At 36.9% G+C, this 13,913-nt stretch carries 11 protein-coding genes; 6 read left to right on the forward strand and 5 right to left on the reverse strand.

Annotated features, from left to right (window positions below):
• The 5 genes from TOL5_RS12080 to ychF all read left to right on the forward strand — a co-directional run bounded on the left by TOL5_RS12080 (nucleotide 1) and on the right by ychF (nucleotide 4,817).
• On the forward strand, nucleotides 1-882 hold the full coding sequence (locus TOL5_RS12080; protein ID WP_004831048.1) for a MetQ/NlpA family ABC transporter substrate-binding protein: 882 nt from the start codon (nucleotides 1-3) through the stop codon (nucleotides 880-882).
• A 10-nt stretch (nucleotides 883-892) separates the two neighbouring features.
• Complete coding sequence (locus tag TOL5_RS12085) at nucleotides 893-1,729, forward strand: MetQ/NlpA family ABC transporter substrate-binding protein (protein WP_151751940.1); 837 nt, start codon at nucleotides 893-895, stop codon at nucleotides 1,727-1,729.
• A gap of 11 nt (nucleotides 1,730-1,740) precedes the next feature.
• The gene (locus tag TOL5_RS12090) at nucleotides 1,741-2,811 is read left to right on the forward strand and encodes a methionine ABC transporter ATP-binding protein (RefSeq protein ID WP_151751939.1); all 1,071 of its coding nucleotides are present in this window, start codon (nucleotides 1,741-1,743) and stop codon (nucleotides 2,809-2,811) included.
• Nucleotides 2,792-3,451: a methionine ABC transporter permease gene (locus tag TOL5_RS12095; RefSeq protein WP_004831051.1), complete on the forward strand. Its 660-nt coding sequence runs from the start codon at nucleotides 2,792-2,794 to the stop codon at nucleotides 3,449-3,451. Before TOL5_RS12090 ends, TOL5_RS12095 begins: the two co-directional genes overlap by 20 nt.
• A gap of 274 nt (nucleotides 3,452-3,725) precedes the next feature.
• The gene (gene ychF / locus TOL5_RS12100; protein WP_004831052.1) at nucleotides 3,726-4,817 is read left to right on the forward strand and encodes a redox-regulated ATPase YchF; all 1,092 of its coding nucleotides are present in this window, start codon (nucleotides 3,726-3,728) and stop codon (nucleotides 4,815-4,817) included.
• Nucleotides 4,818-4,967: 150 nt separating this feature from the next.
• Here the strand turns inward: ychF and TOL5_RS12105 are convergent, their stop codons facing one another.
• The 4 genes from TOL5_RS12105 to TOL5_RS12120 form a co-directional block, all read right to left on the reverse strand.
• The gene (locus tag TOL5_RS12105; RefSeq protein ID WP_151781556.1) at nucleotides 4,968-6,710 is read right to left on the reverse strand and encodes an esterase/lipase family protein; all 1,743 of its coding nucleotides are present in this window, start codon (nucleotides 6,708-6,710) and stop codon (nucleotides 4,968-4,970) included.
• Nucleotides 6,703-7,752, reverse strand: a complete 1,050-nt coding sequence (locus TOL5_RS12110; RefSeq protein ID WP_042087286.1) for a T6SS immunity protein Tli4 family protein — start codon at nucleotides 7,750-7,752, stop codon at nucleotides 6,703-6,705. The genes TOL5_RS12105 and TOL5_RS12110 overlap by 8 nt, the downstream gene beginning before the upstream one ends.
• An 8-nt stretch (nucleotides 7,753-7,760) precedes the next feature.
• Nucleotides 7,761-10,490 carry a type VI secretion system Vgr family protein gene (locus TOL5_RS12115; RefSeq protein WP_198114554.1) on the reverse strand — a complete coding sequence of 910 codons (2,730 nt, stop codon included), beginning with the start codon at nucleotides 10,488-10,490 and terminating at the stop codon, nucleotides 7,761-7,763.
• 316 nt (nucleotides 10,491-10,806) lie between these two features.
• Entirely contained in the window at nucleotides 10,807-12,045 is a 1,239-nt protein-coding gene (locus TOL5_RS12120) for a hypothetical protein (protein ID WP_151781567.1), read from the reverse strand.
• A 280-nt stretch (nucleotides 12,046-12,325) separates the two neighbouring features.
• Between TOL5_RS12120 and TOL5_RS12125 the strand changes: the two genes are divergently transcribed.
• Nucleotides 12,326-12,937, forward strand: a complete 612-nt coding sequence (locus TOL5_RS12125) for a superoxide dismutase (protein ID WP_046759814.1) — start codon at nucleotides 12,326-12,328, stop codon at nucleotides 12,935-12,937.
• A gap of 198 nt (nucleotides 12,938-13,135) precedes the next feature.
• Here the strand turns inward: TOL5_RS12125 and TOL5_RS12130 are convergent, their stop codons facing one another.
• The gene (locus TOL5_RS12130; protein ID WP_121775545.1) at nucleotides 13,136-13,678 is read right to left on the reverse strand and encodes a DUF962 domain-containing protein; all 543 of its coding nucleotides are present in this window, start codon (nucleotides 13,676-13,678) and stop codon (nucleotides 13,136-13,138) included.
• Nucleotides 13,679-13,913: the final 235 nt, after the last annotated feature.

Consider the following 13,913-nt stretch of genomic DNA (forward strand, 5'->3'; position numbering starts at 1 on the left):
ATGACACAAACAAACTTGCCAACCAATGGCAATCCATCTCCAAGAAACACGACCAAGAATAAATTTATTTTACTCGGCGTGATTGTTATTGCGGTGATTGCAGGACTTTTTTATTGGAACCAACATAAAAAAACAGGTTCAGCAGAAATCACGATCGGTATTAGTCCACCATTCGCTAAGCCCTTGCTCGTTGCAGCAGAAGAAGCAAAGAAACAAGGTATTCGCATTAAGCTGGTTGAATTTTCTGACTGGAATACACCCAATATTACCTTGAATCATGGTGATATAGATGCAAACTACTTCCAGCATCAGCCATTTCTAAGCAATGCGTTAAAAGAAACAGGCTTTAAACTCAAGCCGATTGCAACAGGTGTGGCAACGCATGTTGGTTTATATTCTAAAAAATATGATTCCTTGGCGGCAGTACCTAACAATGCACGTGTGGTTATCCCCAATGACCCTGTAAACCAAGGTCGTGCCCTATTACTTTTACAACAAGCCAAGCTGATTAGCTTAAAAGATCCAAATAATCATTTATCCAACTTACAGGACATTACGGCGAATCCAAAGAATTTTAAATTTATTGAAGTTGAAGGACCGCAAACTGCGCGTGCGGTAGATGATGCAGATTTGGTATTTAGTTATCCGCTCTATTTACGTTTGGCAAAAACCATCGATCCCAATAAAGCATTATTACTTGATGATAATACCAATACTCGTTATGCGATTTTGTTTGTGGTCAAAGATGACTATGAACAACAACATCCTGACAAGGCAAAACAACTCAAAGAATTCATTAAGATTTATCAAACTTCTGACAAAGTCAAACAAGCTTTAAACGATGATATTGGTGAAAACTTATGGTTCGCAGGTTGGAAATAAGGAAACGTTCATGTCTCAAATTTCCAAACTTAGTCATAAAAATCTATGGATTGGTCTTGCTGTTGTGGTCATTATATTCGGGCTATTTGGCTATCGATATGTACAAAATCAGCAAAAAGAAAATGTTTTAACCATTGGTATCAGTCCTCCCTATGCAGAACTACTCCAAACAGTTGCCAATGAGGTCGCGAAAGATGGCATTCATGTCAAACTGGTTGAATTCTCAGATTGGCAAGCGCCCAATGTTGCGGTTCAAAACCGTGACATTGATGCTAACTTTTTTCAGCAAAGCGTCTTTTTAAAAAATGCGATTAAACAAACCAACTATGACTTACATGCTTTTGGTACTGGAAGCGGGAGTCATGTTGGTCTGTACTCGAAACAGTACAAGTCTTTAGATGCCTTGCCACAGCATGCGCGTGTAGTGATTCCTAGTGATCCCGTAAATTCTGCACGTGCCTTAATTCTGCTCCATCGTGCTGGGCTGATTCAGATCAAAGATATCAATAACGAACTTTCAACTTTACAGGATATTGTTTCAAACCCTAAGCAATTGAAGTTTATAGAAGTTGAAGGTCCTCAAACGGCGTTAGCATACGATGATGCGGACCTCATCTTTGGTTTTCCCCATTACCTCAATATGGCAAAAAAAGCAGACCCACATAGCGCACTGTTTTTAGATCCGATTGATAAAAAATACGCCATCCTTTTTGTCACACGTCGTGACTATCAAGATAAAAACCAAAAGTTAGAGAAATTTATTCAAGCTTTTCAAAACTCACAACAGGTTCGAAATATTTTAGATAAAGATTTCGGCAAAGATATGTGGTTTGCAGGCTGGAAATAAGGAGCATAGAAATGGTGAGTTTCGGTTCACAGGTTGACTTTTCAGTCCCTCATATCAAAATCCGTGATTTAAATAAGTTTTATGCAGGGCAAGACCAAAAAATTCATGCACTGAAAAATATCAATCTAGATATTCCTCAAGGCAAAATTTTCGGCATCATCGGCAAAAGTGGTGCAGGTAAGTCTTCTTTACTTCGAACATTGAATGGTCTGGAAAGTATTTCTGAAGGAAGCATCCATATCCATCAACAGAATTTGGCTGAATTGAGCCATGCAGAATTGATTCAAACACGTCAAAGAATTGGCATGATCTTTCAACATTTTAATTTAATGTCCGCGAAGACTGTTTGGGACAATGTGGCATTGCCCTTGAAAATCGCCCAAGTTAATAAAGCCGAAATCGAAACACGCGTCAACGAAGTTTTAGCGCTGGTTGGATTAAGCAATAAAGCCTATAACTACCCTTCACAATTATCTGGTGGTCAAAAACAACGTGTTGGTATCGCTCGTGCATTGGTGCATCATCCTGAAATTTTACTTTGTGATGAAGCAACATCCGCACTTGACCCTGAAAGCACTTCAGTTGTGCTGTCTTTATTGAAAAAAATCAATCGTGAATTGGGTATCACCATTGTTTTAATTACCCATGAAATGCAAGTGATTCGTGAAATTTGCGATCAAGTGGTGGTAATTGAACATGGAGAAATCGTTGAATCAGGTCAAGTCTGGTCTGTGTTCTCTAAGCCTGAGCAAAAAATTACCCAAGAATTGTTAAACTTAGAGCAACTTGATTTACCTTTTGGTCTTGTTGATGAACCTCAATCCGATTCAACACATAGTATTTTAAAACTACGCTACGAAACAGATCCTAAAAACTCTCCAGATCTAGTACAGGTTTTTCAAGCATTTGAAGCGTCTGTTCATTTATATCAAAGCCATATTGACAGTATCCAAAATCGCTTGATTGGTACATTGATTGTAGGTACTGCGCAAATCGATCTAGACCTTGCCGCATTGCAAGAAAAACTAAAACTTCATATTGCACAAATAGAGGTACTGGGCTATGCAAGACCAACTCATTGATTTATTGATCACAGGGACAATTGACACCCTACTAATGGTGGGTGTTTCTGCTTTTATTGCCTTTTTAATTGGATTGCCTCTCGCAGTTGTGTTAGTCAATACATCGGAGCAAGGGATTTATCCCTCTAAAAAGATCAACCATGCTTTAGGCACAGTGATCAATATTACTCGATCTGTTCCCTTTCTTATTTTGATGGTTGCACTTATTCCTTTAACCCGTTGGATTGTTGGAACAAGTTATGGGGTATGGGCTGCTGTTGTTCCATTGACGTTAGCGGCAACTCCATTTTTTGCCCGTATCGCTGAAGTAAGTTTACGTGAAGTCGATCAAGGCTTAATCGAAGCAGCACAAGCCATGGGTTGTAATCGTAAACAGATCGTTTGGCATGTGCTTTTACCTGAAGCATTACCTGGAATCGTAGCAGGCTTTACGGTTACGATTGTCACCATGATTAACTCGTCAGCCATTGCAGGTGCAATTGGTGCAGGTGGTTTGGGTGATATTGCATACCGCTATGGTTATCAGCGTTTTGATATGCAAATGATGTTTGCTGTGATCGTGGTTTTAGTTGCCTTGGTGATGCTTGTTCAGGCATTTGGTGACAGTCTGGCAAATCAATTGGATAAACGGAAAATTTAAACGAATGATTGATCATTTTTGAAACTATGCTGGTTGTATATGGCGTGTAGAGGTACAACTGTACCTCTGATTCGATTGAACATAAATTCATTGCATCTATACGTTGATAAGCTGATTGTTTTGCTCAATAAAAACTCGATTTATAATTAAAAAACGACCACAGCTATAAATAGACATGATCTGTTTAAAAACTTATAGCGCGTAGACCTGACTTTGTCATGGCTTTCATGTAAAATCACTGGCAATTTTTATATTACACTTTGTGAGTCTTTTCATGGGTTTTAATTGCGGTATTGTCGGCTTGCCGAACGTGGGTAAATCTACTCTTTTCAATGCATTGACTAAAGCTGCTATTGCTGCGGAAAACTTCCCATTTTGTACGATTGAACCGAATACAGGTATTGTTCCAGTACCAGATCCACGTTTAGACAAATTAACTGCGATTGTAAAACCGCAACGTGTCATTCCAACAACAATGGAATTCGTTGATATTGCAGGCTTGGTTGCAGGTGCATCTAAGGGTGAAGGTTTAGGTAACCAATTTCTTGCAAACATCCGTGAAACTGATGCGATTGCACACGTTGTTCGTTGTTTTGAAGATGAAAACGTCATCCATGTAAATGGTAAAATTGATCCATTAGATGATATTGCAACGATCAATACTGAACTTGCTCTTGCTGACTTGGAAACCGTCACTAAAGCAGTTACTCGTTTAGCAAAATCAGCAAAAGGTGGCGACAAAGAAGCCGTTGCAACTAAAGCGGTGCTCGACAAAATCTTACCATTGCTTGATGAAGGTAAACCTGCACGTGCTGCTGATTTAGATGATGATGAGCGTAAGCTTGTTCGTGGTTTTGGTTTAATGACTTTAAAACCAACCATGTATATTGCAAACGTTGCAGAAGATGGGTTTGAAAACAATCCACATCTTGAAGCTGTGAAAAAGTTAGCTGCTGAAGAAAATGCAATTGTTGTTCCACTTTGCAACCAAATCGAAGCTGAAATTTCACTTTTAGATGATGAAGATCGTGCAGAGTTTCTTGAAGCCTTAGGCATGGAAGAACCAGGTCTTAACGTGGTGATCCGTGCAGGTTATAGCTTATTGGGCTTACAAACTTACTTCACCGCTGGTGTACAAGAAGTTCGTGCTTGGACTGTAAAAGTGGGTGCAACTGCTCCTCAAGCTGCTGGTGTAATTCACACTGACTTTGAAAAAGGCTTCATCCGTGCAGAATGTATTGCTTATGATGACTTCATTCAATTCAATGGTGAAAATGGTGCAAAAGAAGCAGGTAAATGGCGTCTAGAAGGTAAAACATACATCGTTCAAGATGGCGATGTATTGCACTTCCGTTTTAATGTTTAAAACACTTTAATACCTTCATCAAACAGGTTGAAGCTATCTTCAACCTGTTTTTTATTGCTTCAACTTTCATCAAGTTCTGTGATGATCATTTCAAAATGCATATAAAGATATTCAATCTTTCTTTATCGTGATTCAGACCTATAAGAATATTCATCGATTTCTAGGTTGAATATTGTTGTCTTTAATAATCTTAACAATTGAATATAAGACACTTCTTCTCACATGGAGGTCACCATAACTACCTTGATGATCAAAGCCTTCCATTTGAAATACTTGTTTGATCCCATTGTGTTTAGTTGGTGATATTGGAGCAACACCTGAAAAAAATGGAACCGTTCCATCCCCATATAAATTCTTATTGGAAATCGTAAATTTTCCATATTTTCCACTGGCTAAGCGAATATATCTAAACCCATTGTTTGGAATAAAATTTTTATCTAAGTACTCTTTCCTTTCCTTTTTGTCTTTGATCTGCTTCATCTGTGCAAGCACTTGGTTATTTTTATTTTCAATTTCCTGACCATTCACACGTGGTAAGGTTTGTAGTTGGCTTTGGTTTAAACCTGTTAAAGGTCGATCTAGACTCCAGTGTAGTGTACCGTAAGTCAAGTTTTTGGGGTCAGCACCAAAATGCACATAGGTATGGGGATGGTAATGTGTTGCAATAGATTTATGAAATTTTTGTACTCCATCAATTAAGAATTCAAAATTCTCTCTCGCTGTTTTCCTAGGATATTTTCTATCAAGTGGATTAATCAGTTCATCTTTGACCATTTCCCACCAGACATTGTGGGCTTTATAGATTTCTTTATAAGGATCAGCTTTGGGCAAATTGACAACATGGATGGTGCCTTTTTCATCGGTACCCCGTAAACTCAACCAAAATGGCGTTGTTGTTTTGTCTTTTTTGATAATACGATAGTCTTTACTGGGTAAAAGCTCTAAGCCACCTTGAGAGTTCGATAAAACAGCAGTTACATGTTCTGTATTTTTCCCTAAAACCAATCCTGCTAAGACATCTTTTACGCCACTTCCTTCAATCGAACCTGCAACCAAGCGACGATAAACAGCAGGTGCACCCACACTAGGCATCACCCCATGGATAATCCCTGCAATATCTTCCCCCATTTTTGTGGATAAGCTTCGCCCTACTAAACCGCCCATCGAATGGGTGATGACAATAAATTTATGAAAATTCTTACCATATTTGGCTTTTATACTTTTCATTGTCTTTACAAGGTCATCTGCTGACAGTGCATTGGACTGAAGCCAATTGTAGCCCAGTGCATAAACAGGAAAATTAAATTTTTTGAGCTTTTCAATATCAGTCTTATCTATACTTTCAAATCTAGTTTGCGGGTGCCATGTCTGTTTCTCATTTGCACCTAATAAACTCAACCAATCAGGCGTGTATTTATCATCTTGAGTCACTAGTTGGTAAGCACGTCGACTTTCCAGCCAATTTTTTTCAGTTGCCTCAAAACGTATATTGGCAAGCGCCCCTTCAAAAAACATCAAGGTAGGTCCATAACTTTCCCAATGTACTGTTCCCCATAGTCTCTTTTTCGCTTCTTCAGTGGTGACTTTTGCTCTTGGGTCGATATATAAATCACCTGTTGGATCCACTTCGGTTTCTTCTGCATCCAATTCTCTTTGCAATTGGGCTGGAAGCTTTTGAGATTGGTTATAGACTGTTTTCGCTGCACCAGCATAATTACCTATACGCCAAACAGGCTCTTTGCTTTTTTTATTTCTTAAATTTGACCCCATAATTCCTGGAATAAAGATAATAGGAATGGTATCTAGCTTGGGAATTTCTACCAATGTTCCTGTTTTATTGCTACTTGGACTGGTTGCTGAAGTCGCCAGAATGTTATTGTTTTTTTCAATCATCTGATTTTCCTTGATTAAATGGCGAAATTTTTATGTTATTTAAAACAAAATCATTCAGTTGAAGGATTTGTTTCTGGCTTATTGATGAGTTTTCTTTATCGATAGAGTCCCTCACTCCTTTTAATCCGACATAAATATAAGAATCTTTAGGATTATCTAAAGTTCCTAAATATTGCCATACACCAGATTCAAAGCCTCGACCAAAGCTTAAACTTGGCTGATAATGAGTAAGAACTTCTTCACCTTTTAGTCCATTAATTTCTCTGGATCCAGATCGAATATCACTGACTTTAAATACTCTTTTAAGTTCTTCTGGTATTTGTTCCCTATTTTTCTGAATCATTTGTATAATTGGTGTGTCAGACTCATCTCTTGCCCTGTTTTCAATATTCATCATCACTTCTGGATAAGAAGGAAAAAATAAAAAAGCTTCGCTTAAAAAGAAGCGATTTTCAGTCATATCATCTGCAATAAAGTAATCTTTCCAGCATAAGCCTGCCTGATTTGGACCTTTGGATGGTTTTAATTTAAAGTTTTTAATGATGTTTTCAGCACTTATCAAGCCATCATCTAACTTCTTATTTCCCGCCTGACTTTTGATTTTAATTAATTTTCGATTTAAATAAATATACGCATCTATATTAAATAAAACATCAGTGTACTCAGTAGGTCTATAAACAATAATATGGCTAATTGATCTTTGATTAAGCTTTAAACTGCCCATTTTTTCAAACTTAAGCAAGCTTCCTTCAGTTTCATGCTGTTGTTTCTTTAAGTTTTCAATTTTATCTTTGATAAATTGATCATACTGATCAAGGGTTGTTACATCTTCGACAATTTCAAAATCACTTCCATCAAATGAAAATGTACCGAATTTAACATCAGTTTCTTTCGGGACGGTAAATTCAATACGACCCAAACAAATATTTTTTGTATCTTTGAAATTAATCATGTTATTTTTTTCATCTTCACCTTGAAATTTTGAACAAGATATTCCAAGTAACGTTAAAGACAGCAGCAGTAAAATCTTGGTTTTTTTCATTCGAAATCTCATTCTTCTGTAAATATTTCAATTTTTAAATTTTTCATTGAGTCCGAGTTGTACATTTTTGTTTTTCCATTTTCATCTGAAGTACCTTGAAATATTTGACCATTTTCAGTAGTAATTTTATATTTTAAATTTTTTGCAGGTTCACCATCAGGATAATGCAAAATAAAATGTTCATCATACTGTGCTTTTAATTCAGGCATTGCAGGGAGTTGCATAGAAAGTGTTGCACCACTATTGGTCTTAATCTGACCTGCTTTAAACTCAAGTAATCCCGGGCAGGTAATTTCAATATTTCCATCTTGCATTTTGATATAAGCACCACCTGTAGTAATCAATATGCCTTTACCACTTTCCACCCTGACAAAATCATTGAGTGAATAAATTTGCATTTGTTGTTTTGAGGATAAAGTCATTTTGCCTTTTTGCGCAGAGACATCTATATCACCTTCGCCTGATTTAATTTTAATACCTGAATGTTTTGCAAAAATCGTGATTTTATCTAAGGCTTGGGCAATCCAGCTTTTCCCCGTAAAAAATTGCAAATTTCGAGGTGTACTGATATCAATATTATCTTTTGATTCAAGATGCATATTGGCTTTACTGTCTAAAAGCATTCCTGATTGACTGTGTAAAGTTAGCAGAGCATCCTGACTTTCATCCCATGTTTCGAGCTTATCATTTAGAGATTGTTGTGACGCTAAATCTGGCTCATCGACTTGATGTGCTGTTGCAAGTTCTTTAAAATATTGATTACTATCGACATGATACTTTATATTTTCCAATAGTTTAGTGCGTGACAATTGAGCACCTTGTGCTTGATGAGATGATTCAGATGTGAGCAATATACCTTGAGCTGCTCTAATCGCACCCCACTGATCTGTCCTTAACTCAAAACCCTCTCCACGACCTTCACTTTCTGCGCTTTCTTTAGGGTGACTTAAATTACCTAAATTCAGTTGACTCGCGCCATGACTCGATTGTAATTGTGTGCTTATTTGTGTAGTCGTATCATCAAACCTGAGTTGCCCAAAGCCCTCCCCAGCGACCTCTTTTGAACGAATACCACTGAGCTTTTTGGTGTCAGGTAGTTTGCCTTTGATATCGAACTGGGTTGGATTTCGAGGTCCTTCATGAATCCGTCCAGTAATAAACGGTCGATCAAGGTTTCCCTCAAAGAAATCTACCGCGACAATCTCTCCGACACGCGGGAGAAATCTTGCGCCATAACCTTCACCCGCCCAAGGGGTAAGCACATCCACCCATGCAGAGTCCGTGTCATTATCATTAGCTCCTGCACCGCCATCATGGGCATGGTCTTCTGTTCGGGTAAACAAGAAACGAATTTTTATTCGTCCCCATTCATCGACATAGATTTCTTCACCATCCCCCACCACAATGGCACGTAGAACATATGCGGTGGGGCGATGTGTTAATGGATGATATTCAGGTACAACACTTACATGCCGTCGTACCAAAGTTAATTCGTTGCCTTGACGCTCTTGTTGAAGGTCTTTAGTCGTTTGCCAATGACTCAGGCTGAGGAGTTTTTCAATTTGATCTTGAATGTCTTTGGGAAAATTGTTCTGATTATAAAAATGCTTACTTAATATCAACATCTCATTGTTTTCGATATGATTTCTATCCAGCTCTGGATGACCTGTTAACTTAAACCAATAGCCGACCTGTATATCACGCACACTACTCTGTGCCTTAAAATATTTGGCTTGCAAAGCTTGGTATTGATTTAGTTGGGTACTCAACTTCTCTAGTTGATGATTGCCTGATGTTGTGGCTTGATCTTGACCTTTAAGATCACGAATCCAAGCAGGAGATATACTCCACGCTTGTTCTAAACTTAAACTTTCATTGTCTCTATTTGCACTGTGTTTATGTGCACTCAGAATAGAACCACTGCCATCTTCCTGCGCTAAACTGTCTGCTTGCCAACGTTGTACATGGATTGCTGTTGATTGTAAATTGCGTTCAGCAATCAAACTGGTGATACTGTCATAAGCTTCAGTCGCATTTGATCGATGATAGCGAATGTTGCGACGTTCAAGTGCCTTAAACTGATCATTGTGATCAATTAATCTAAGTTTTTGTGGTTCAATACTTTGATTGTTGTTTAAAGCAATAAAATCAGATTCATCAATCAGCCAATTGATTGATTCCTCACGTAAAATCCGAGTCAAATATGTGTGATCAGATTCGTTAAGTTGCATAGAAAACGGTCGTACATCATAGCTCTTGCTGAGACCACTCAGGTCCAGTTTTAAACTGGATGCAAATAAAGCGCTTTTGGCTCTCCATTCATTGAAAATTATTTCACAAATTTCAGGAACACTTTTATCTAAAAACACCCGACTATTATGACGCTTATGCCATAAGCTTGTTGCGTCTTGCAGGGTCAAACGATAAAGCGTAAAAGCCCCATCTGATTGTCCCTGACTCGCCCCAGTAATCATCCCTGTAGTTCTAAAAAGCTTGCCTGAATCTGTGACTTGATCTACAGAGACTTGGCAACCGATAAACGCTTTAAGTTCAATAAATGGATTGAGAGACAGGCAAATCAGTTCTGCTGACAATCCTTCATTGATGGCATGAAAACCATCAATTCGTTGTAACATCACTTGTGCACTGAGTTCCAAGTTTGAAAATTGAACACTAATTGCGCGTTTTTGTGTCCCATATCCCATTTTATCTAGAATAGTAAAAATATTATTCAACATTATTATGACCTTATTTTTAATGTAGAAAAACTTAACACAAAATTTAAATATACTCAAATAATAATGATAGTTATTATTGATTATCGTTGTTGGCGCACAAACATACCCTTTTAAGCTATTGATTTAAATAATAAAAAACCACAAAAAACAAAATTTTATGTTTTAAACATATGTACTTAATTATTATAATTAAGTACATAGTGGTCGCTGCTTTGCAGCCACTTTAGAGAATATAAAAACGATCTATCAAAAATTGGAAATCATTTGTGGTACAAGCCCTAGCGTTGTTTGACTAAGCCCCTAATTGTCTCTCATTTTATTTTAGTTCGATTAAAAGTTTTCGATACTTTTGAATTCTATGTTTCCCAATGCCATATTTTTTTTGAAGTTGATCCACCGTTAAATTTTCTAAATCATTTTGGTGCTCTAGCACCCATGCTTTTATTTGATCCTTGAGTGAAATATTGAGACATTTTCGAAGAATCTCTCTATTTCTGACAATATATCCTTCTTTCCGATTCAGTATTTTAGCAATTTCAGAAATCGACAAATGCAAAGAAAGTAATACCTCTTGATTCTCTAAACGCCAAGCCTGAACTAGATCGTTATGATGTGGGATATTGAGCAGTTTTTTCAGCTTTCCTCTTCTTCTATAAACCTGACTAGTTTCGATGCTTAATCTTTTTGCAGTTTCTTCTTTGCTTAGTTTTGAATGAAATAAAATCTCTTGATTTGCCAGCAACCATTCTCGATTTTGATCTTGTACTTTTTGTATTTTTAAAATTTCTCTTAGTCTGGCTTTCGCTCTTAAAATTTGCCCATTGGTCTTTTGAAATTGCTCAGCCAGTTCTGCAACTGTTTTGCCCGAATTTAATAATTCGTCTTGGTGATCTAACAACCATTGATATTTATCCTTCTTGTTTTGCTGAAATTGTGCTGAAAAAGTTAACTCTCCAAGTTCTTGACGAATACGATTATAGGTTTTTGTTGCGATAAAAGGACTAACATTAAACTTTAAAGTTATCTCTTCTATATCCATTTCTGTCATTTGCGCTTTATGCTTTTGGAACCATTGTTCTTGCAGATCATCTGCTGAAGTTTTTCTCATTTTTTTGTTTTTAGGTATATCAATTAACTCTGACAACCATTCTTTATGTTGGTAAACTTGATTCCGATTTAAACCATACTTCTCTTTGAGTGTTTGATGACTGTCATATAAAAGCTCATCTTTATGCTCAAGGATCCATTGATCATTTCGATATATAAACTTGTTTTGAATAGCAAGCTTTCTTCTGAATTTAGCAACAATACCGTTATTTAAACCAAGTTGCTGTTCACTCTCCGTAATCGAATGTACTTTAAGAAATTCTGCAATTTCAGGGCTTAGAATATGTGAAAACACACCACCAATGCCATCTCTAGGTGTCAACGAGTATGGCCAGCCTCGGTAAATCATAATACCTGAAAGAGACTTCCGCTCTTCATACACATCCCAATCTTCATTTTCCCAATCTTTTATGGTTTTTATTGGATAAAGTTTATACTTTTTAGCCATCTCTGCTATCGTTACAATATGGATTTAATCACTCTTTTATCAATATTTACTTAACAATAAAAGCCTTTTATTTAAAAAAAATTTAAACTTGTAGCAACTTTCACACTTTTCATGATTATAACTCCCCATTCCACTTTTTGAATTTTTCGCCTATTGCTTTGTTCGTATTTTGAAAATAAGCCCGCAATAATCGAGTATTGCTGGTTGCACTTTTTTAAATCCTATATAATAATGATAATTATTAACATTCGCATTATATTTAACTAAACAGGATTGTTTCATGGCTTACTCTCTTCCACAACTGCCTTACGCTTATGATGCACTTGAACCCAATATTGATACTCAAACAATGGAAATCCACCATACCAAGCATCATCAAACCTATATCAATAATATTAATGCAGCGATCGAAGGCACAGAATGGGAAAAGTTATCTGTTGAAGTATTGGTTTCAAAAGTAAATGAAGTTCCTGCTGAGTTAAAAAACAATGTCATTAATAATGCAGGTGGTCATGCCAATCATTCATTATTCTGGACAGTGATGAGCCCACAAGGTGGTGGTGAACCGATCAAAGAAATTGCTGAGGCGATTGAAAAAGATATTGGTGGTTTTGAAAAATTCAAAGAAGCATTTACCAAAGCAGCGTTAACACGATTTGGTAGTGGTTGGGCATGGTTAAGCGTCACGCCTGAAAAAAAAGTGATTGTTGAAAGCAGTGCGAACCAAGACTCTCCACTGATGAATGGCAATATTCCAGTGTTAGGGCTTGATGTGTGGGAGCATGCCTACTATTTAAAATACCAGAATCGGCGTCCTGAATATATTGCAGCATTTTTCAATGTCGTCAATTGGGAAGAAGTGAATCGTCGTTATTTAGAAGCGATTAAATGAAATATTATATAGATCCAATGCTCATGCCAATGCCTCATAATTCAGTAATTAAAAAAATAAAATTCTATATTGGCTGCGCCATACTTTTTTTTGGTTTGGTGATCTTAATCAAAGATTATCTTGTATAAAAATTTATCTACTTCCCTCTTTCAGTGAATCACTCACTCAAAGAGGGTTGATTTAACTCACATGCTGAGTTTATTTTGCATGAAGTGTCTGTAATGATTTTTGATCCATTGCACTCCGTTGTTTTCTCGCTTCTGCCAATATTTTGGTTTGCAGGTCTTTACGAAAACCAAGCAAAAACACAAATTCAGCAAGTACAAATAATGGACCAGTCGCTAAACCTACAAGATCATCCACAAAAGCTGGTTTTTTCTTTTCATAAAAATGCCCGATGAACTGGAACACCCATCCCACCACAAAGCTACCAATACTAATCACAAGCCATGTACTCATATTCAATTGAGCAATTTTATAGGCAAATGGATAGGCAATCGCGTAAATCAGTAACATCAAAAAGCCCAAAGACTTATCTAGCCTTAAATAATAGATCACACTTAAGATCAACAGCACTAAAGCCAATGTGATTTCAAAACCAGATAACATCACACCTGCTCTTGCAGTTAAACACATGATGGAAAATACGATCATTGGAATACCAATAAAATGAGTTAACACATTTTTTTGATCCAAATGATAGGCTGCATATTGGCTAAGCAATTGTTCTAATCGAGTCATTTTCAGCGTCCTTGTTTATTACTTTTATCCACTATATAAAATCTTGCAAATAAAAGTTGTCGGCTAGCTGACAAATGAATATTTTTTAGTATGATGGCAAAACAACGATGCGTAAGCGTTGCGATTTAATATCTCCATCTAGAACAGAGCAAATGGATTGGAATTTTTACGATGCTGATATATGCAAAATCATGTGATTGAGTCATAGCAATGACCATGATGCACGATATGACTG

The sequence above is a fragment of the Acinetobacter sp. Tol 5 genome, from assembly GCF_019702905.1.
GTDB classification, from domain to species: Bacteria; Pseudomonadota; Gammaproteobacteria; order Pseudomonadales; family Moraxellaceae; genus Acinetobacter; species Acinetobacter bereziniae.

Coding starts and splice junctions, on each gene's coding strand:
- TOL5_RS12080 (WP_004831048.1), top strand. CDS start 1: ATGACACAAACAAACTTGCCAACCAATGGCAATCCATCTCCAAGAAAC.
- TOL5_RS12085 (WP_151751940.1), top strand. CDS start 893: ATGTCTCAAATTTCCAAACTTAGTCATAAAAATCTATGGATTGGTCTT.
- TOL5_RS12090 (WP_151751939.1), top strand. CDS start 1,741: ATGGTGAGTTTCGGTTCACAGGTTGACTTTTCAGTCCCTCATATCAAA.
- TOL5_RS12095 (WP_004831051.1), top strand. CDS start 2,792: ATGCAAGACCAACTCATTGATTTATTGATCACAGGGACAATTGACACC.
- ychF (WP_004831052.1), top strand. CDS start 3,726: ATGGGTTTTAATTGCGGTATTGTCGGCTTGCCGAACGTGGGTAAATCT.
- TOL5_RS12105 (WP_151781556.1), bottom strand. CDS start 6,710: ATGATTGAAAAAAACAATAACATTCTGGCGACTTCAGCAACCAGTCCA.
- TOL5_RS12110 (WP_042087286.1), bottom strand. CDS start 7,752: ATGAAAAAAACCAAGATTTTACTGCTGCTGTCTTTAACGTTACTTGGA.
- TOL5_RS12115 (WP_198114554.1), bottom strand. CDS start 10,490: ATGTTGAATAATATTTTTACTATTCTAGATAAAATGGGATATGGGACA.
- TOL5_RS12120 (WP_151781567.1), bottom strand. CDS start 12,045: ATGGCTAAAAAGTATAAACTTTATCCAATAAAAACCATAAAAGATTGG.
- TOL5_RS12125 (WP_046759814.1), top strand. CDS start 12,326: ATGGCTTACTCTCTTCCACAACTGCCTTACGCTTATGATGCACTTGAA.
- TOL5_RS12130 (WP_121775545.1), bottom strand. CDS start 13,678: ATGACTCGATTAGAACAATTGCTTAGCCAATATGCAGCCTATCATTTG.